The 20,675-nt window shown below is 29.8% G+C and carries 20 protein-coding genes; 13 read left to right on the forward strand and 7 right to left on the reverse strand.

The window, feature by feature from the left end; all coding sequences use genetic code 11:
- Positions 1-182: 182 nt before the first annotated feature.
- The 3 genes from U5L76_06100 to U5L76_06110 form a co-directional block, all read right to left on the reverse strand.
- The gene (locus U5L76_06100) at positions 183-1,439 is read right to left on the reverse strand and encodes an adenosylhomocysteinase (protein ID MDZ7799140.1); all 1,257 of its coding nucleotides are present in this window, start codon (positions 1,437-1,439) and stop codon (positions 183-185) included.
- Complete coding sequence (locus tag U5L76_06105; protein ID MDZ7799141.1) at positions 1,436-2,380, reverse strand: carbohydrate kinase family protein; 945 nt, start codon at positions 2,378-2,380, stop codon at positions 1,436-1,438. The genes U5L76_06100 and U5L76_06105 overlap by 4 nt, the downstream gene beginning before the upstream one ends.
- 185 nt (positions 2,381-2,565) lie before the next feature.
- A complete protein-coding gene (locus tag U5L76_06110; protein ID MDZ7799142.1) occupies positions 2,566-3,036 on the reverse strand; it encodes a dTDP-4-dehydrorhamnose 3,5-epimerase family protein in 471 nt (156 codons plus the stop codon).
- Positions 3,037-3,167: 131 nt separating this feature from the next.
- On the opposite strand from U5L76_06110, the gene U5L76_06115 reads away from it, so the two are divergent.
- Genes U5L76_06115 through U5L76_06170 form a run of 12 tightly spaced genes read left to right on the forward strand, consistent with a single transcriptional unit; the run spans position 3,168 to position 14,537 of the window.
- Positions 3,168-4,124 carry a GDP-mannose 4,6-dehydratase gene (locus tag U5L76_06115; protein ID MDZ7799143.1) on the forward strand — a complete coding sequence of 319 codons (957 nt, stop codon included), beginning with the start codon at positions 3,168-3,170 and terminating at the stop codon, positions 4,122-4,124.
- Complete coding sequence (locus tag U5L76_06120; GenBank protein ID MDZ7799144.1) at positions 4,114-5,049, forward strand: glycosyltransferase family 2 protein; 936 nt, start codon at positions 4,114-4,116, stop codon at positions 5,047-5,049. Before U5L76_06115 ends, U5L76_06120 begins: the two co-directional genes overlap by 11 nt.
- A 5-nt stretch (positions 5,050-5,054) precedes the next feature.
- A complete protein-coding gene (locus U5L76_06125) occupies positions 5,055-5,270 on the forward strand; it encodes a DUF2061 domain-containing protein (GenBank protein ID MDZ7799145.1) in 216 nt (71 codons plus the stop codon).
- 5 nt (positions 5,271-5,275) lie between these two features.
- Positions 5,276-6,181 carry a sulfate adenylyltransferase subunit CysD gene (cysD, locus tag U5L76_06130; protein ID MDZ7799146.1) on the forward strand — a complete coding sequence of 302 codons (906 nt, stop codon included), beginning with the start codon at positions 5,276-5,278 and terminating at the stop codon, positions 6,179-6,181.
- The gene (gene cysC / locus U5L76_06135; GenBank protein MDZ7799147.1) at positions 6,182-7,993 is read left to right on the forward strand and encodes an adenylyl-sulfate kinase; all 1,812 of its coding nucleotides are present in this window, start codon (positions 6,182-6,184) and stop codon (positions 7,991-7,993) included.
- Position 7,994: 1 nt separating this feature from the next.
- Positions 7,995-8,786: an inositol monophosphatase family protein gene (locus tag U5L76_06140; GenBank protein MDZ7799148.1), complete on the forward strand. Its 792-nt coding sequence runs from the start codon at positions 7,995-7,997 to the stop codon at positions 8,784-8,786.
- A complete protein-coding gene (locus U5L76_06145; GenBank protein ID MDZ7799149.1) occupies positions 8,779-9,870 on the forward strand; it encodes a glycosyltransferase family 4 protein in 1,092 nt (363 codons plus the stop codon). The genes U5L76_06140 and U5L76_06145 overlap by 8 nt, the downstream gene beginning before the upstream one ends.
- Positions 9,867-10,730 (forward strand): sulfotransferase, encoded by an 864-nt coding sequence (locus U5L76_06150; protein ID MDZ7799150.1) that lies wholly within the window; start codon positions 9,867-9,869, stop codon positions 10,728-10,730. Before U5L76_06145 ends, U5L76_06150 begins: the two co-directional genes overlap by 4 nt.
- Positions 10,727-11,701, forward strand: coding sequence for a glycosyltransferase family 2 protein (locus U5L76_06155; protein ID MDZ7799151.1), 975 nt, complete (start codon positions 10,727-10,729; stop codon positions 11,699-11,701). Before U5L76_06150 ends, U5L76_06155 begins: the two co-directional genes overlap by 4 nt.
- A 1-nt stretch (position 11,702) precedes the next feature.
- On the forward strand, positions 11,703-12,179 hold the full coding sequence (locus tag U5L76_06160; protein ID MDZ7799152.1) for a hypothetical protein: 477 nt from the start codon (positions 11,703-11,705) through the stop codon (positions 12,177-12,179).
- On the forward strand, positions 12,172-13,284 hold the full coding sequence (locus tag U5L76_06165) for a glycosyltransferase family 4 protein (protein MDZ7799153.1): 1,113 nt from the start codon (positions 12,172-12,174) through the stop codon (positions 13,282-13,284). Before U5L76_06160 ends, U5L76_06165 begins: the two co-directional genes overlap by 8 nt.
- Complete coding sequence (locus U5L76_06170) at positions 13,281-14,537, forward strand: oligosaccharide flippase family protein (protein MDZ7799154.1); 1,257 nt, start codon at positions 13,281-13,283, stop codon at positions 14,535-14,537. The genes U5L76_06165 and U5L76_06170 overlap by 4 nt, the downstream gene beginning before the upstream one ends.
- 3 nt (positions 14,538-14,540) lie before the next feature.
- Here the strand turns inward: U5L76_06170 and U5L76_06175 are convergent, their stop codons facing one another.
- The 4 genes from U5L76_06175 to U5L76_06190 are packed head-to-tail and all read right to left on the reverse strand — an operon-like array spanning position 14,541 to position 19,741.
- Positions 14,541-15,236 (reverse strand): hypothetical protein, encoded by a 696-nt coding sequence (locus U5L76_06175; GenBank protein MDZ7799155.1) that lies wholly within the window; start codon positions 15,234-15,236, stop codon positions 14,541-14,543.
- Entirely contained in the window at positions 15,233-16,498 is a 1,266-nt protein-coding gene (locus tag U5L76_06180) for a hypothetical protein (GenBank protein ID MDZ7799156.1), read from the reverse strand. Before U5L76_06180 ends, U5L76_06175 begins: the two co-directional genes overlap by 4 nt.
- On the reverse strand, positions 16,476-17,615 hold the full coding sequence (locus tag U5L76_06185; GenBank protein ID MDZ7799157.1) for a glycosyltransferase family 4 protein: 1,140 nt from the start codon (positions 17,613-17,615) through the stop codon (positions 16,476-16,478). Before U5L76_06185 ends, U5L76_06180 begins: the two co-directional genes overlap by 23 nt.
- Positions 17,612-19,741 (reverse strand): hypothetical protein, encoded by a 2,130-nt coding sequence (locus tag U5L76_06190; protein ID MDZ7799158.1) that lies wholly within the window; start codon positions 19,739-19,741, stop codon positions 17,612-17,614. The genes U5L76_06185 and U5L76_06190 overlap by 4 nt, the downstream gene beginning before the upstream one ends.
- Before the next feature lie 92 nt (positions 19,742-19,833).
- Here U5L76_06190 and U5L76_06195 point away from each other — a divergent pair.
- Positions 19,834-20,675, forward strand: an 842-nt coding sequence (locus U5L76_06195; protein ID MDZ7799159.1) for a hypothetical protein, incomplete at its 3' end; no start/stop codon positions are given.

A 20,675-nucleotide genomic window follows, 5' to 3' on the forward strand; every position in this document is an offset into this window, starting at 1 on the left:
CTCTTTAATGATCGGAGGAAATGGGTAAAGGGGGTAAAAGCGGTCTAAATGGAGTAAAACTGTTATAGGCCTTGCTTGCCGGTGATTAGTAGTTTCATAATATGATAATAAATAAATCTTTTTAGTAGTGTGCGTAATCGAGACTGCCACGCTCATTTTATTCGCTGGCAGTGACTTTCAGTTTATGTGCCGACTGACCACGAAGCTAAATATTTTTTTTGCTCCGGGGTAAGTTTATCAATTTTCACACCCATAGCTTTTAATTTCATGCTGGCTACTTTTTCATCAATTTTTTGAGGCACGCCATAGACTTTATTAGTCAAATTCTGAGGCTCCCCGGCCACCCACTGGCAGCAAAGAGCCTGGTTAGCAAAACTCATGTCCATAACTGAAGCCGGATGACCTTCAGCGGCCGCTAAATTAATTAAACGTCCGCCCGCTAAAACATTAATTTTCTTATTGTTTTTTAAAGTATATTCTTTAACAAAATTTCTGGTGTCACGGCTGGATTTTGCCATCTTCTTTAGAGTTTTTAAATCTATTTCCACGTCAAAATGACCGGAATTACAGACCACGGCCTCGTTTTTCATCATCTCAAAATGTTTTTTTCTAATAACATTAATATCACCGGTCAAAGTGATAAAAATATCCCCAATTTTAGCGGCCTCGGCCATGGGCATGACTTGAAAGCCGTCCATAACCGCTTCAATGGCTTTAAGGGGATCAATTTCCGTGACAATAACATGAGCGCCCAGTCCTTTAGCTCGCATAGCCGCTCCCCGGCCACACCAGCCATAGCCGGCAATAACCACCTTCCGCCCGGCTAATAAAATATTGGTGGCCCGGATGATACCATCCATCGTGCTCTGGCCGGTGCCATAGCGGTTATCAAAAAAGTGTTTGGTGTTAGCGTCATTAACGGCCACTACCGGCAGTTTTAAGACTTTATTTTTGGCCATGCTTTTTAAGCGAATGACACCGGTAGTAGTTTCCTCCATAGAAGCGTAAATTTGCTTTATTTGGTCTTTTCTTTGGCGGTGAAGGGTAGACACCAAATCAGCCCCATCATCCAAGGTAATGACTGGTTTTTGGTCTAGAACGGCGTTTAAATGCTGATAATAAGTCTTTTTATTCTCGTTGTTAATAGCAAAGACCGGAATCTGGGAATTTTTAACCAGAGCGGCCGCTACCTCGTCCTGAGTGGATAATGGATTGGAAGCGCATAAATAAACCTTAGCCCCGCCAGCCTTTAAAGTGCGCATGAGATTGGCCGTTTCAGAAGTAACATGCAGACAAGCCCCGATTTTCAGGCCCTTTAAGGGTTTACTTTTTTTAAAATCATTTTTTATCTGGCGCAAAACATCCATTTGTTTTTCGGCCCACTCAATTCTAATTTCGCCTTGTTTGGCTAATTTAATCGATTTAATGTCGTAGTTCATAAATTTTGTTTAAAATTATTTTTATATCTTTTGGCTAAAGTTTTTTTACTAAATTTATGGGTCTGGGTGCCGTATTTTTCCACGGTGTAAACACTGACCAAGCCAGCCAAGCGACCGACTTTTTCTAAGGGATAACCCTCTAATAATCCCTTGATTAGTCCGGCTCGGAAAGCATCACCAGCCCCGGTGGGATCAGAAGTATTTTTGGGCCGAGCAATCGGTATTTTTATCTTTTCTTTTTTAGTTTCAAATAATGACCCTTTTGGCCCAAGAGTAGTCACCAATAAATTTATTTTATCAAGAATTTTCTTTTTTGTCAGGCCGGTTTTTTTGAGCATTAATGACATTTCATAATCATTGGCAATAATTACCTGACTGCCTAAAATCCCCGGTTTTAATTCTTTTTTACTTAAATTAGTAATCTGCTGGCCAAAGTCAAAAACATAAGGCAAATTTATTGACTGAGCCATTTGGCAAGCCTTAATCATATCCTCTTTATTACCCGGAGCGACAATTAAATACCGGCATTTTTTTAAAACTGATTTTTTGATTGAACAAGCATTTTTCATGGCTCCCGGATAAAAGGCAGTAATTTGGTTATCATCTTGATCAGTAATAATATAAGCCGAGGCCGTTACCTCATTTTTATATATTTTAATATTGGCCAGACTAATTTTATTTTTTTGATACCATTTTTTATATTTATTAAAATCAGAACCGGCCTGGGAGAAAATAACCGGCTCCAACCCCAGTAATTTTAAGTTATAAGCAATATTGCCGCTACAGCCGCCAAAGCCTTCTTGAAAAGTATCAGCACAAAAACTGACATTGAGCATATGAATCTTATCCGGCATAATATGGTCTTTAAACCGCCCCGGAAAATTCATAATGCGGTCGTAGGCTATTGAACCAGTGACGGCTATTTTTGTATTTTTGGTCATAGTATTAATAAATTCAAAGCACAAAGCTCAAAATTCAAAACAAATCCTAAATTATAATATCTAAATTCAAAACTTTTGTAATATATAGGGTTTTGAATTTTAATTTTTAATTATTTGGTATTATTTTGTACTTTGAATTTTGAAATTTGAATTTAACAAAACTAATTAACCAATCAACAAATTAACTATTCCTCTAACTCATCCCCTTCGCTGCATCCCCAATCATAACCAATCTCAGGGTCATTAAACGGCGCTCGGTGTTCGTCCGGATTTTCATGGTTGTAGGTCCTGGTTATAGTATTAATTAAAACAGCCGGCTGATCACCTAAAGCAGTAAAGCCATGGTAAACCCCTTGAGGGATAAAAACTAGCCTCGGATTATCTTCACCAATTTCAAAGTCATTGATTTCGCCTTTGGTTGGCGAGCCTTCCCGGCCGTCATAAAGAGCTACCTTGGCCATCCCTTTAACCACACAAAAGTGGTCATTTTGCTTATCATGATAATGCCAGGCCTTGGCATAGCCGGGTTTGCAAGTGGTTAGATAAACCTGGCCGAACTTTTCAAAAAAAGGGTCATCGTTTCGCAAAATTTCCATGAGATAACCCCGGTCGTCTTTAATCTTTTTTAGTTTTTTGGTTTGTACGCCTTGAATCATATATTTATAATTAATTACTATTAAAATAATATTTTATTTATTTATTTATTATAACACCAAATTTATTAATTTACAAAAGTGTCATTTTCTGTTATAGTTTCAGATGAAATCATAAAAAAATTACCGCTCAAATGTCAAAAATATTAATGACTGGCGGAGCTGGATTCATCGGCTCTAATGTCAGTAAAAAACTTTTAAAAAGAGGTAATCAAATTGTCTGTGTTGATGATTTTAATGATTATTATAACCCAAAATTAAAAGAAGACCGAATAAAAATATTTCTTAAAGATTATAAATTTCCGGTATACCGAGTGGATATCAGAAATTATACCAGTTTAAAAGAAATTTTTGAAAAAGAAAATATTGACAAAATTTGCCATTTGGCGGCCCGGGCCGGGGTCCGAGCTTCTATTGAAGATCCTTTTATCTATCAAGAAACTAATATTAAAGGTACTTTAAATCTTTTAGAATTAGCTAAAGAATATAAAATAAAAGATTTTATTTACGCTTCTTCTTCTTCAGTTTACGGCGGTAATACTAAAATTCCTTTTGCTGAAAAAGACTCAGTTGACGCCCCTATTTCCCTTTACGCCGCCAGTAAAAAAGCTGATGAGTTGATGGCTCATGTCTATCATAATCTCTATAATTTAAATTGCACTGGTCTCCGCTTTTTCACGGTTTATGGGCCTTGGGGTCGGCCGGATATGGCCCCGATAAAATTTGCGAAATTAATTTCTAATGATAAACCAATCGATGTTTACAATTATGGCAAGCACGAAAGAGATTTTACCTATATTGACGATATAGTTCAGGGAACTGTCGCGGCCCTTGACCACCCTTTCCCTTACGAAGTTATAAATCTTGGTAACTCAAATACTGTTAAGCTTGAATATTTTATTTCCTTACTCGAAAAAGAGCTCGGCAAAAAAGCCCAAAAAAATATGCTTTCAAAGCAACCCGGCGATATGGAAATAACTAACGCCGATATCACAAAAGCAAAATCACTTTTAGAATTCGAGCCAAAAACAAATATTGAAGAAGGTATAAAAAAATTCATAAATTGGTTCAAGGAATACTATGGAAAATAATATAAAATATTCAGTAGTGGTGCCTGTTTACAACGAAGAGGATAATGTTCAGCCTCTTTTTCAGGAAATCAAAGAGGTTATGCTTAAATTGAATGAGCCTTTTGAAATTATTTTTGTTAATGACGGCTCTTCTGACTCTACTCATCAAAAATTAAAAACCCTTTCCCCTATAAAAATTATTGCTTTCCGGAGAAACTTTGGGCAAACCTCTGCTTTAGACGCCGGTATTAAACACAGCCAGGGAGATTTTATTATTACTTTGGATGGCGACGGACAAAACCCGCCGGCCGAAATTCCTAAACTGATTGAAAAAATAAAACAAGGTTATGATGTAGTTTCTGGCTGGCGTTATAATCGTAAAGATAATCTTTCCAAAAGAATTATTTCAAGAGGAGCTGATTTTTTAAGAAAGCTATTTGTTAAAGATAAAATACACGATTCCGGCTGTACTCTAAAAATTTATAAAAAGAAATGCTTTAAAGATATACAACTAATGGGCGAAACTCATCGTTTTATTCCGGCTATGCTCCGCTGGCAGGGTTTTAAATTAGGGGAAATTAAGGTAGAGCACCTTCCTAGAAAAAGAGGTTATACTAAATATACCTGGAAAAGAGTTTTAAAAGGTTTTATTGATATGCTTTCTGTCTGGTTTTACCGCAAATACACAGGCCGGCCGCTTCATCTTTTTGGCGGACTAGGAATTATTATCGGCGGAGGGGGTTTTATGATGGGTCTCTATCTAGCTATCGCCCGCTACTTTTTTGGCTATTCTTTGCAAAACCGCATCTGGCCCTTAGTTTCAATTTTTATGGTTTTGGTTGGTATTCAGCTTTTTATTTCCGGTCTTTTAGCTGATATTTCGGTTAAAAATCATTATCAAGGTAAAAAAAATATTTATAACATCAAAGAAATTATTGAAAATTAATATTTATGTCTGACAAATCTTATCGTAGCATAATGAAAGCCACTAGTTGGCGGATTATCGCTAGCCTAACTACAGTTTCTTTAGTCTATTTTTTTACTGGTAAATTAACTTTATCCTTGGAAATCGGTGGTCTAGAAATAATTTTCAAAATACTTTTTTATTACTTTCATGAAAGAATATGGAATAAATCAAAGTGGGGTACCAAAAATAATAATAAATAAAATTTATGGAAAAATACGAAATTAATTATCTTAGACAATTAGAAAGCGAGGCAATACATATTATTCGAGAAGTAGTGGCAAATTTTAAAAATCCGGTTATGCTTTACTCTATCGGCAAAGATTCCTCTTGCCTGTTAAGATTAGCTCAAAAAGCTTTTTACCCCGGAAAAATTCCTTTTCCTCTGATGCAAATTGATACTGGTTATATATTTAAAGAAATGTATGAATTCAGAGAAAAAATTAATAAAAATAACAATTTAAAAATAATAGTTTATAAAAATGAGGATCCAGTAGCTTTATCCATGAAGGCTAATCAAGCTCACAGTGAAGAATACATCTATCATAAAAAAACCAAGCCATTACTGGAATCTATTAAAAAATATGAGTTTGACGCGGCTATTGGCGGATCCAGAAGAGAAGAAGAAAAATCCCGAGCTAAAGAAAGAATTTTTTCTCCACGAACCAAAGAAGGTGTTTGGAATCCCAAAGATCAAAGACCTGAGTTATGGCATCTTTATAATACCCGAATAAAAGAAAAGGAATCCATGAGAATTTTCCCTCTTTCGGATTGGACCGAAATAGATATTTGGCGTTATATTAAGCTGGAAAAAATTGAAGTAGTGCCGCTTTATTTTGCTAAAAAAAGAAAGGTAATTAAAAGAAAAAATATTTATTTGCGTCTTGATGAATATGTTTCTCCCAAAAAAAACGAGGAAGTACTTGAAATAAATTGTCGTTATCGAACACTTGGTTGTTCGCCTTCTACTGGAGCTGTTCCTTCCACGGCCACTACAGTTGATGAAATTATTGAAGAGCTCATAGAAGCCAAGGATTCTGAAAGACAAAATAGAGCCATTGACCAAAATTCAGACAGTGCTATGGAAGATAAAAAAAAGGAGGGTTATTTTTAAATGAAAAATATAAATAATAACGAAAATATTGAATTAGTTAATTTAGTGGCTGCTGGCAGTGTTGACGACGGCAAATCCACTCTTATCGGCCGGCTGATGTATGATTCCAAAGTAATCTCTGCTGACCAACTTAGAACCGTTAAAATAACCAGTAAAAAAAGAGGTTTTGAGGGTATTGATTTTTCTCTTTTCACTGACGGGCTTTCGGCTGAACGCGAGCAAGGTATTACTATAGATGTAGCTTACCGCTATTTTGGCACCAAAAAAAGAAGATTTGTTATTGCTGATGTGCCCGGACACGAACAGTATACCCGTAATATGGTTACCGGGGCTTCAAAAGCTAACCTGGCCCTTTTAATTGCCGACGCCAGAAAGGGTCTTTTAATCCAGTCAAAAAGACATTTATTTATAGCTTCTCTCTTGGGCATTCCTCATATTGCTATTATAGTCAATAAAATGGATTTGATGAATTATCAGGAAAAAACTTATGATAAAATAAAAGACGATTTTACTAATTTTGCCGCTAAAATGAATATTTCTGATTTACAATTTATTCCCGTTTCCTCACTCAAAGGAGATATGGTCGTTAATCGCAGAGATAATATGCCCTGGTATAACGGGCCAACCGTTTTATCCTATCTTGAGAATTTAGAAATTTCCTCTGATCGAAATATGATTGATTTCCGCTTTCCTATTCAATATGTTATTCGTCCTCACCAAAATTTCCGAGGCTTGGCCGGAAAAATAGAAGGCGGTACTATTAAGCCTGGTCAGAAGGTAAAAGTTTTGCCTTCTGGAAAAGAAACCAAAATAGATAAATTAATTTGTCATCAAAAAAGTCAAAAACTTTGTTATAACCCCCAGTCAATAGTCATTAAATTGAAGGATGAAGTAGACGCCAGCCGCGGTGATATGATTGTAAAGTCAAAAAATATTCCTGAAATTTCAAAAAGTTTTAACGCCATGGTTTGCTGGTTTTCTGATACTCCTCTTGATCAAGACAAAACCTATCTTTTAAAGCACCTTGCTAAAACTACTCGCTGTTCCTTAAAAAAACTGCAGTATATTATAAACATAGATAATCTTCACCGAAAAAAAGCTAATAAATTAAAAATAAATGAAATTGGCAAAATAAATATTACCACTAATGAGCCGATTTTGTTTGATCCATACCCTAAAAATAGAAACACCGGTTGTTTTATTATTATTGACCAGTTAACTAACAATACCATTGCCGCCGGAGTAATTATTGACCGAGCTAAGGAAAAAAAGAAAGCCAGTAAGTCTCTTAAAAAAGGAGCTGTGCTTTGGTTTACCGGCCTGTCCGGCTCGGGTAAAAGTACAGTAGCCAATAAGGTCTATGAAATTCTTAGTAAAAAAGGGATTGATTGCCAGAGACTGGACGGCGATATTATGCGCCAGTCTTTATCCAAAGACCTTGGTTTCAGCAAAAAAGACCGAGAAACTAATATTGAAAGAGCTGGCTTTGTAGCTGAAATATTGGCTAAACACGAGGTAATGGTTTTAACTGCCTTTATTTCGCCCTATAAAAAACAAAGAGCTGAATTAAGAAAAAAAATTGATAATTTTGTGGAAATTTTTGTTGAGGCTCCCCTCTCTCTTTGTGAAAAAAGAGATGTTAAAGGCCTTTATAAAAAGGCTAAAAAAGGAGAAATTAAGCACTTCACTGGCATCAGCCACCCTTATGAAAAACCCCAAAATCCACAAGTAACTCTTCATACAAAAAAAGAATCTCTGAATACTTCGGCTAATAAAGTTATTACTTATTTAAGAAAAAATAATTATATATAACTTGGAAGAAATAAATTTATTAAAAAAGGCGGTCAAAAAAGCCGGTCGGGTAGCCTTAAATTATTACCACAGCAAAAATATTATCCATGAGGACGGCTACACTCCCCTAACCAAGGCTGATTTTGCCTCAGAAAAAGTTTTAATCAGCGAATTAAAAAAAACGCCTTATAAAATACTTTCCGAACACCAGGATAATAAAGAAAGATTAAAAGAAAATAAAATCTGGATTATTGATCCTTTAGACGGCACCAAAGACTTTATTCAGAAAACCGGTGAGTTTTCTATTATGGCCGCTTTAACCCAAAATAACAAGCCGATCATAGGCGCTATCTACCAGCCAGTGACAAAAAAATTATATTACGCCCAAAAAGATAAAGGCGCCTTTCTAAAGCAAGGTAGAAATAAACCGATTAAATTATCAGTTTCAAATAATACTGACTTTACCGATATGTCTCTACTAGTCAGTCGTAATCATTTATTGCCCGGTGAAATAAAGCTTTGTGAAAATTTAAAAATCGGTAAAAAAATACCCTACGGCAGTGCCGGCCTAAAAGCGGCTCTTATCTGCGAGCAAAAAGCTGACATTTATCTTAATAGCAGTGACCAAACCGGCGAATGGGATATCGGCGCCGCTGAAATTATTTTTAAAGAAGCCGGCGGTAAGATTACCGATATGTTGGGGCATGACTTAAAATACAATAAAAAGAAACCAATTAATAAACAGGGATTTGTTCTATCTCATAAATTAGTTCATAAAAAAATAATCTCTGAACTTAAAAAAATTAATGAGTAAGCCGTCAAAAAAAATATTAATACTTAATTATGAATTTCCTCCTTTGGGCGGTGGGGCTTCTCCGGTTTCGTATGAGATAGCCAAAGGTTATGTTCAGAGAGAGCATAAAGTGGATGTTGTGACTATGAGTTATAAAGACCTGCCTTCTTATGAAAATAAAGATGGAATTAATATCTATAGAGTTCCTTGTTTAAGAAGTAAAAAGGAAATTTGTCATCCTTGGGAACAATTAATATATATTATTTCAGCAAAAAGATTTCTAAGAAAACATCTTAAGAATAACTCTTATGATATTAATCACACTCATTTTATTATTCCTACAGGAATTATTGCAAAATGGTTGAAGAAGAAATTTGGAATACCTTATATTATTACAAGTCATGGGAGTGATGTTTTGGGTTACAACAATAAAAGAAGTTTCAAGTATATTTATCCCTTAGTTAAAAAACAATGGAAAGAAATTGTTAAGGAAGCCAAAGCTGTTGTTTGTCCATCTAATTTCTTGAAAAATAAAATTCTGAACATTACAACACAAGGAAACTTAAAAGTCATTCCTAATGGAATTGATAAGAACAAATTTAAACCAATGAAAAAAGAAAAAAGAATTTTAATTGTTACAAGACTTTTTGAAAATAAAGGAGTTCAGGATGTTTTGGATGCATTAAAAGGATTAAATTTGAAAGGTTGGAAAGTAGATATTGTAGGTGAAGGACCATATAGAAATTTCTTAGAAAAAAAAGCAAAAGAAAACAACTTAAAAGATATAGTAAAATTTCATGGTTGGGTAGAAAATAATTCTAAAGAAATGAAAAATCTTTATGGACATGCAAGTATTTTTATAAGTGCTAGTTGGTTTGAAAGTTTTGGATTAACTGTTTTAGAAGCAATTCAAGCTGGATGCTATCCTCTAGTTTCAGATATTGGAGGTCACAGAGAAATATTAAAAAATAAAAAATATTTTCTTAATAAAGATTTAAAGATAAAAATTGAAAAATTAATAAACCAAAAAATTAATCCTCCAAAGTTTAACCAAAATTATAATTGGAAGAATGTAATTAAAAAATATGAGGAGATTTTGAGATGAAAGATAAAATCAAGGTTATTTATATTTCCGGAATTGGTCGAAGCGGTTCTACTCTCTTAGATTTATTAATTTCCACAAATGATAGTGTATTTAGTGTTGGAGAAATTTATAAATATAATGAATTAAAGAAGAGAAATATAGAATGTAGTTGTGGAAATAAGTTTAACAAATGTATTTTTTGGAAAAATTTTGTTAATAATAAAACAAAAATTATAAATCGCATGAATCTTAAAGATTATCTAAAGATGATAAATTTTTTGTTGAATCCTCTTTCAAAAAAAATAAACTTCAAGGATAAATCTCAAGATTATGATCTATTTACAAAAATAAAAAAAGAAAATCCAAATGTCGAGTACATCCTCGACTCATCCAAGGATATTGCAAGATTAATTGAACTTGACTCTGACCCGCGAATTGAGATATATAATATTTCTATAATTAGAGATGGAAGAGCAGTTGCAAATTCATTTAGTTCTAATAGGGGTGGAAAAAACAAAAATTATTTTATTTCTCTTTTAAAATGGAATTTTGTTAATTTTATGATGTTAAAATATCTTAAAAAAAGAAAGTTACCTAGCTTAATTATAAGCTATGAAGAATTTTGTAAAAATCCTAGAAAATACATTAACAAAATACAACAACATCTAAATATCAAAATTCCTAAGAATTACTCTAAGAAGATTAGCAAGATGGAATATCATGGATTATCTCCTAACAGAATAGCTAAGAAAGAGAATAGAAAAAACTTCAAAGGAATTAAATATGATGATAAATGGATGAGAGAGCAAGGATCATTCAATAAAATTTTAGGAACCTTCTTAACATACCCATTAAATAAAAATTTAGTATATGCAAAATGAAAAAAGCAGCAATAATAATAGTTAATTGGAATGGAAAAAGATTCTTAAAAAATTGCTTAAATTCGGTTTTTAATCAAACTTATAAAGATTTTGATGTTTATTTTGTGGATAATGGCTCTGTTGATGGAAGTTCAAATTATGTTAAAAAAAACTTTCCAAAAGTAAAAATTATAAAATTAGACAAAAATTATGGTTTTGCAAAAGGAAACAATGAAGGAATAAAAGAAGCATTCAAGGATAAAAAAGTTGAATATATTGTTTGTTTAAATAATGATACAATTGTGGATAAAAATTGGTTAAAAGAATTAGTTAGGACTGCTGAAAAAAGTGAAAAAATAGGAGCTGTTTCAAGTAAAGCTTATTTTAAAGATGGGAAGAATATTCAAAATGCTGGATTGATTTTTAGCAAAGCATTGCAAATAAATAAACTAGGAGGGATCTCATTAGGATATGGAAAAACAGATGACGAAATTCCTAAACTTTCCCATGATTGTGAGATTTTTTGTCCAGGAGGAGTTGCACCACTATATAAAAGAGAGGTCTTAGAATATTTATATAAAAGAGATAGAGAAATTTTTGATGAAGATTTTTTTGCTTATGTAGAAGATTTAGATTTGGGTATTAGGATAAAGAATTTAGGATATACTTCTTATTTATCCTCTAAGGCAAGATTAATTCATTTACATTCTCAAACAGGAGGAGTTGCTTCTCCTTTTAAAGCATATTATGGAGAAAGAAATAAAATTTTAACAGCAATAAAAAATTTACCTTTTTTTGATTTAATTTTATTCCCCTTTAGAAATATTAGATTAAAATTTTCATATTTTTTTAAGAAACACGAATCAGTAGAAAAATTAAATGAAAATATTGGTTTTATTAAAATGTTCTGGATTGTTGTAAAAGCAAATTTATCAGCCTTAGGTTTAATGCCAAAAATACTAATTAAAAGAATTAAGATTAAGAAGTATTAATATGAAGTGTAAAATTTGCGACAATAAAAAAATAAGTAAAAAAGATAAAATAATTAAACATCCAACAGGTTGTGCTATGTTAATAGATTCTAGCAAAATAAAAAAATATGGTCTTTTTAATGATAATTTTTTTGCCTATGGAGAAGAATTAGAATATATCTACAGGATGGGAAAAAAAGGGATAAAGATTCTTTATATTCCAAAAGCAGTAATTTGGCATAAATTAATAGAGGCAAAAAATAGCTTATTTAAAATCTATATGATGTCAAGAAAAAAATGGTATTACTGGAAAAAGAGAAAATTTATAGATAAAATTCCCTATTTATTTTATCTATTGTTCTTTTACAATATTAAAAAAATAATAAAATATTCAAATAATCTTAAAAATATAAATACTTTTTTAATAGGAAATATTCACGGCATAATGTGGATAATAACTAATAAAAAACCCGAAAACAATTTTATAAAAAATGAATAAGACAGAACATCATAATAAAAAATTTTTAGGAGGAATATTAATTCATGAACATAATTACGGGGGAAGTTATATAGCCTCAAAAAAAATAGCCAATGCTACAAATAGTATATTGGTTCCATTATCTGACAATAAAAACACAAAAAATAAAAATATATTCTCTATAAAAATAAAAAAAATTTTTGGGAAGAGATTTTTAGCTAACATTAACAACATATCTAATATTGAAAAGAATGTCTTTCTTTGGCATATAAATTATCCATCTCCTATAATTCTTCCATTGATAATTTTTTCTAAAAAACCTAAGATAATTACTTTTCATTTCATGCCCTCTAAACATCCATTTAAACTTGAGGAAAAAAATATATTTAATTTTCTTATAAATAAATTAATTCTAAATCCAAGCTATAAGGTAATTCTAAATTTAATGATATTATTAGTGGATAAACTGACATTTATTACTAATTCACAGTTTTTAGAATATAAAAATTATATATTATTTAAAAAAATATTTCATAAAAAATCGATTGTAATAAATAATTTTATTGAAAAAGAAATAATATCTACCTTTAAAAAAAAACACTTGAAAAAAATATGTATACTTTTTGTTGGCAGAATGAACAAATTAAAAGGTTTTGATGATTTAATTGAGTTATGTAAAAATATTAAAGATAAAGATATATCCTTTAACTTTATAGGAGGTGGTCCTTTAAAAGAAAAATCAGAAGATTTATTTAATATTAAATCTTATTCAAATATTGTTAATAAAAAGTTACTACAATATTACGACAAATCTCAAATTTTCATCCTACCATCTTACACAGAGGTCTTCCCAATGACAATTTTAGAAGCAATGGCTCGTGGTTTAGTAATTTTAGTTTCAGATATTCCAGGAATGAGAGAAATAGTCAAAGAAGGTAGAAATGGCTATCTCTTTAAACCCGGAGATACAGAAAAAATGAAAGAGTTAATTTTATATTTAAAAAATAATCCTAAGGAAATAGAAAGAATTAGTAAAAACAATTTGAAGGATATTCATAAGTTTACAGCAGAAAAACAGATCCCGAAATATATTAAAGTTTACAATAAAGTTTTAAAAGAAAAATGATAAATCAATTAAAAAATAAATATCTTCAACATAGAGAAACCATCCATAACTTTAAATGGAGAGCTATTCAGGTTGGTGCTAAACAAGGAACTACTTTCTTGATATTTTTTATTGCGGCTTATTTTTTAATGCCAGAACAACTGGGTTTATTTAGCTATTTAATGGCAGTTATAGGTTTATTTATGATAATTTGTGATTTTGGTTTTTCTCCCTCAACTTCAAAATATGTGGCCGAACTGAAAACAAAAAATTCAAAAAAACTAAATAGTGTATTATTCTCAATTTCAACCATAATAATTTTAATGGCAACTCTGGTTTCTTTATCTATTGTCTTTTTTGGGAAATATATTTTTGAAGAATACACTCTTTTGTTACTTTTAATTCCCTACCTTTACTTTATGCCTCTTTCATCTGTGGCAGATGGAGTTTATCGGGGTTTAAAGGATTTCAAAAAATTATCTTTTATCAGTATTGTTGTTGCAATAATTAGTCTTCCCACAGCCTTTATTTTAATTAAATCTTATGGTTTAATCGGTGCAATCATCTCTCAAAATTTATTATTTGGATTGCTTACGATAGGGTTATTTGTTTTTAGAAAAGATATGGAATTTAATTTTGATAAAGATGTTACAAAGAAGGTTGTTAGGTATGCTGTCATTATAGGGTTAGCAAACATTGCTTTTTTCCTCTACACAAGAGTAGACATATTAATTTTAAAGCAGTTTGGATTTATTGCTGAAATTGGATATTATGAAATTGTTAATAAAGTGTTCAAATTGTTATTTATTCCGGCGGTGATTTTGGGTCAAGTATTAGCTCCAAACACAACAAGGTACATAACCCTTAATGATTATAAAACTGTTAAGAATAAAATCATCAAAATTTTACCAATGTTTATTGTAGGAGGAATTATTCTTTCATTAATATTATACTTTATCTTTCCCATAATCATAAAAATTTTTTTTACAGAATATTACACTGAAGCGTTTATTACAATTATGACTATCTTGTTAATTTTATTGCCTATTAAGTTATGGGGAGTATTCTTGACTAATGGTTTTATTACACCGGGAGGATTTGCAAAAATAACAGCTATTGCAACCATGCTTGGGGGCATATCAAATGTAATTCTGAGTTTAATATTTATAAATTATTTTGGTTTTTTAGGAGTTTTCTTTGCAACTTTAATAGTTCATACTTTAAGTATATTGATCCAATTTTTATTTTTTATTCTAAAACTCAAAAATGAATAGTACTTACTTTTTGTTTAATACTCTAAATACTTTTTTTAATAATTTATATAAAAAAGAATTAACTATTGCTCGGTTACCAACAAATTGTTCATAAATACCTAGAAATTCTTTTTTATTTGCTTTATAAGTAAAACTATTTCCTATTTTTTCTTTCCATTTTTGAGTTTTTTTAGATGCAATAAAAAACAAATACACTGACTCTTTTTTTCCTTCATTAAAAGATGAATATAATATTAGCATGTTTTCTTCTTCAAACATTTTTTTAATCGCCGAAGGTGTAAATCGCCAATAATCTCCATAATTAGAATGCATTTGTTGTAAAAAAGGCACAACCAATATCACTGTATCTTTTGACATCAAACAAAGATTTGTAAATGCTTTTCTGAAATTATATATGTGCTCCAAAGTTGTATGATTAAATATAACATCATATTTTTTTATTAATCTATTAGGGATTGTTTTAGATAGATCTAGAAAAAACTCATTTTTAAATCCTTGAAAACCGCATGCTGAAGATTTATAGTTTGATATATGGTAATTATTTGAGTTTTTAAAATAATTTTTATAATGGTCTCCTTCTTTATCTTCATCTTTCCAACCAGAAACGTTTAAAACATCCCCTTTAAATAGATGACAAAATTTTTTTAGTTCTTTGTTAGACCATTTCCTAGCTTGGTTATATTTTTTTTCTTTTATCATTTTAAATATATTATGTATATTTCTCTTTTATTTAATTTCAAGTTATCAATGCAAATAATATCTCCTCCTTTATTAATTCTTGGGTGAAGATCGCATCTATAATCTACATTTATTACTGGATGCATAAAAAATTTCCCCAATTTTTCTATTCTATCTTTTTTAAAATCATAGATCAACAAATGTTGATAACCTTGTTTATCCGCATACGTGTCTGTAATCATCTTTTTATTTTTTGAAAAAAATGTGGGATGCCCATCTTCATTCAACTTATTTTCTCCGAGAACTCCTTTCTTATTTGTAAGATCCTCGTATAAATAATATTTATGTCCCTTATCATTATGATAGGCAAAGATACATAATTCTGAATTAGATTTCCATGCATAATGAGAGACAAAATTTTCATTAGTCAAAAGAAATAATTTTTTTCCATTTATATCTGATGTAAATGCTCTTGAATACATTCTACCATTTTTCGCCCATAAATGAAAAAACAAAAATCTATTTCCTGAAGGATTGAAACATACGTGATTGATATAATGTTCTGCGTCAATCATGCTTTTTTTTGGTTCGATCTTACTTAGATAATTTAAAGAATAAAGCAATTTTTTAGAATTTTTTTCAATATTTATTTTCCAAACCCCGTCATTTTTAGGTGCTCTTATATCTTTTGTTGGATCTTTTTTATTGGAATACCCATAACCTGGTCTGAGCCTTTCTAACCTAGAAAAATTAACAGAAATTCCTATTTTTTTAGATTTATTTATATCATATATAGGATAATTTATTTTTTTAAGAATCTTTTTTGTATTTATATCCTGAATCACAGAACCATACTGATTATCAATTAAAGTATTATACAATATAGAATTATTGTTTTTATACCATTGTAATCTACAACCTTGTTGCCAGCACCAAGTTTTAGTTTGCATTAGTTTTGTGATTTTTTTTGTTCTCACATTATAGTACCCGATAATTAGGGGTTTATTTTTGGAATTATATTTTTTGTTAGCAATATTAATAAGTATCTTATTATTGTCATAACTAAAAGGAGTTTTATCATAATACCCAAAGAATATTTCCTTATTTGGTAAAGAAATTTCTGTAATTTTTTTTATTGGTTTATGCAAGATCATTTTTTTATTGATTAAACCTTTTTTTATACGCTGAATAGATAATCTTGAACAATTTAAAATAAAAAAAACATACTTGATTCTTCTTTCTCCCAATATTTTTTTAATATTATTTTTTAGTTTTATATTCATTTTGTATTATCTTATATACTTTTTCTGCATTTTTTTCCCAAGTATATTTATCATTTATTTTTTTAATTATGGGTTCTTTATTATAAATCTTGTTATTTAGTTCTTTTTTTATGGCTTTTAATAGTGATTCAACATTTTCTGATTCAAAATAAGTTAAACCTTCATTTAAATCAAGATCTAACACATCAGGAATGCTGGAAGTAATAGCACGCTTTCCACAAGCTAAATATTCAAAAATTTTTATAGGTGAGGCTTTTCTATTTTTAACAAATGGAGCTATGCAAAAATCAGATGCATTAATATAATCAACAACATTATTCTGTAGAACCTTGCCTGTGAATATAAAATATTTTTCAACACCCAAATCTTTAATCTTACTTTTAAGAATTGGAAGATATTTTCCTCCCCCCACAACAACAAAAACAAAATCCTCTCTTTTATCCATTGGCCTCAAAGTAATTTCTGGCAGAATATCTAGTCCTTGCCAATGATCGATACTGCCCTGATAAACAATTATTTTCTTATTTTTGGGAAGACCATATTTTTTTCTTATAAATTTTTTATTTAATGGCTTAAAAAGATGGGGATCAACTCCGCAAGGTATAATTTTTATCTTTTCTTTATTTAGTGATATTTCATTTAAAATTTCTTTTTTTATTGAATTTGAATAAAATATGACTTTATCTGCTTTTTTTAATGGAAATAAAAAAAATTTTCTAAATATTCTTTTATGTCGTATTTTTTTACCTTCCTCCCAAGGAATGCCTCCCACTTCTACAACCCATGGTTTTTTAAAAATAAAACTAAACCAATATCCGAATTGTTTAGGAATTGAATAGGAATATCTTGAATACACTATGTCTATTTTTATTTTTTTAAAAATAATTGCCATTATTTGAATTATTGGATTAAAGAAACCTTTAATAAAGGGACAATAGATTTCACTTGGAAATTTAGTGTGTTTTTCCTTCTCAATTATTTTTGGATGTGACTTTGGGTTTATTCCATATAAATCAATATTTTTGGAAAGATTTTTTGCAAGATAATAAGAGTGAATAAAATTACCTTTTGTACTTTTCTTAAATTCTTTTTGTGAATAATCAAATAATGTTTTCATTTTATATATATAGTTATCCCTTGTAATTGTTTTTCTTTTTTAAAATTATCTTTAATTATTTTTTGAGAACTTTTCTCTGTCCAAGAATAAAAGAATGAATTATCCAATAAAAGAATCACTTCTGATTCTTTAATAATATTTTCTAAATTGTTTGAGTTAGTAATTATTACATTGTCGGAGGGGGTGTAATATGTCTTGTTATTTTTTAAGTATTTTAATCTGATATCATAAAAAGAGTTTTCCTTATCTCTCAATAAATACATTCGTGAATTATTTATACTGGGATAATAGAATTGAATTATATGAGGTAGATGAGTTATTATTGTTGTATTTTTGTGTATATCTATCAAACTATGGATACTTTTTTGGTAATCACGATAGCCAACTTCAGATGGAATATGCGGCCCCTCTGAAAAAAAATTATTAGGGTAATTGCTATATATGGTCAAAGACAGGAGTAATAACAGGAAAACTAATATGATTTTATTATTTAATATTTGCCCCACTCTTTCAAAACTGATAAGAGATACTAAATAAAATAGAGGTAAATAATAAATTATGATTCTTGTCATTTGTAAATCTTGAGAAGAAGACATATGAATTAAAAATAATGCGAGAGAGGAGAGGATCAATAATTTTGTAAGATTTCTTATTTTCTTAGAAAAAACCAGAAATAATGATAAAAGGAAGAATACAGTAAAGACCAGATTCAGATTAAAAAACAAATTACTGTATTTGAATTCATCTCCTGATGTAAAAGTAACACTTCCAGATATAAATCTTTCAATAAGGGAGAAACCATCAACATATAAGACCGCTAAAATGCCGAAAATAAGAAAAATACTTATTTTCAAGACATGATTTTTACTTAACTTTTGATAAAACTTATTTTTAAAAGGTATTTTTTGAATTTCAAAAAAGAAAATGTAACTCATAAAAAAGAACGAATACAAGAGAACCATATACATTCCAACATCATTGCTGAAAAAATATAGTATTGTTAATGTAATTAAAGTTATAATTCCATAGATTGAAATTTTCTTTATATTTTTTATATTTTGAATTATTAATATAAACAAAAATGTTAGTAAAAGTAAAAAAAATTCATAAAAAACATACATTCTTATATAAAAATGGTTAAAGATAAACCATGGTAATGTTGAAAATACTGCAAGAAGCACAAGGATAAAGGTTTTGTTAGTAAATATTTTTCTCCCTATCTTGTAAAGTAGAAAAAAATTAGCAATTCCCAGCATAGCAGGAAGCATTTTAGCCACATAAATTGTTTTTCCAAAAAGTTTCATAAAAAGACCTGCAAGAAATGAAACATATGCTCCCCTCATATAATATGAGCCATGATAAATTTCGGCAAAATGTCCTGTTTTGAAAAATTCAATTCCTGATAAAATATGATTATATTCATCAACATAACTTCCTGTATAAATAATAGGCAAACCAACTTTAATTACGATAAAAATGATTGTAATAATTATTAAAGGAATACTAAACCACCACCCCTCTTTATACATCCATTTAATAAAATTCCTAAACACAGGAATTTTATTTATTCTCGGAAACTTCTTGGAAAATACTTTCTTTCTTTTTTCTTCTTTTAAATTTTCATTTTCCTTTTCTTTCTCTATTTCTATTTCTGATTTTTTAAGCAACTGGGATATTTTTTTTCTTGTATTTGTTAGAGAAAAAAAACCAATAAACAGTGTGGCATAATACATGCCTACATTAAGTTTATATATACCTAGATTAGAATAATTTACTATAGCAATACTCCAAGTAAAATTTAATATTAATAAAATAATTAAAAACCAAACCCAAAATTTTTCATTTCTCAATCCCCTCTTACTTAAAACCCGATTAATAATAAATAAATCAAGCAGTATAAAAAGAAATAAAAAATAATCAATATTATTTAACCAGGGAAAATTAAAAACTACCAACTTATCAAATAATCTAAAAGCAACAAAATTTATTATTCTGGCCAAAATAATAAACCCAAAAGATAATATCCCAACCCAAGATAGATAATAAACAAATTTTTTCCAATTTGAGCCTAATCTTTTAAGTTTATTTTTTCCGTTTTTATTATTATCTAAGAAATTTATTTTCATATTTGTTTTTTTATTTACTTCTTTAAAATATCATATTTAACCGCTTATAACAAGATTGAATTATTCTCTAAAAATTGCTATTATGGCCATATATGAAAAACACAAGTAACAAAAATATATCTAGAAAAACAACTATTTTTATTGTTTTAGCTTATCTTTTTCTGACAATTATTTTAACTATCCCCATAACTTTTCAAATAAACACCCATATTGTAGGAGCTCATGACAATTTTGAAACTTATAGCCATACCTACAACCATTACAGAAAAATTAACCTGGGAGAAGAATCTCCCTTAGAAGAATTTAAAATTACCAAAGTCACAGATATTTCCAAATATTTTAAATTCTCAACCTATGTAAAAATAATCCACCTATTCTTAAGCGAACCTCTTTCCTATAATATAATTTGGCTGTCTGCTTTTTTCTTTTCCGCTCTAGGGGCGTTTTGGCTTTGTTTTTATTTTACAAAAAATGTTTCTGCTTCTTTTCTTGGCGGCTTAATTTACGCCTTCTCACCCTTGCATTTCGGCTATAGTTTAGCTTTCGGCGGTGGCACCCATATTGAATTTATCCCATTTTTTGTCCTTTTTTTCTTTAAATACCTTAATTCTCTAAAAATAAAGCCTCTTATTATCTCTGCCTTATTTCTTATTTTTATTCTGACTAACGAGCCTCATTACGCCGCTTATACTATTCTTTTTATTTTAATCACTTTAAGCTATTTTTTTTATAAGAAAAAATTATACCTTAACAAAAAATTCATAAAACAGCTTGCTTCTATTTCAATACTGGTAATTACCGCCTTGATAATTATCTATTGGCCCTTACTGAAAGTCACTTTCTCAAAAAATAATTATCTTAACCCCGGTATCCAAGAAGCCACTTATTTCTCCAATGACTTAGTGGCTTTAATAACCCCGGGATTTTCTGCACC

It is taken from the genome of Patescibacteria group bacterium, from assembly GCA_034520665.1.
Taxonomy (GTDB): domain Bacteria; phylum Patescibacteriota; class Patescibacteriia; order JAXHNJ01; family JAXHNJ01; genus JAXHNJ01.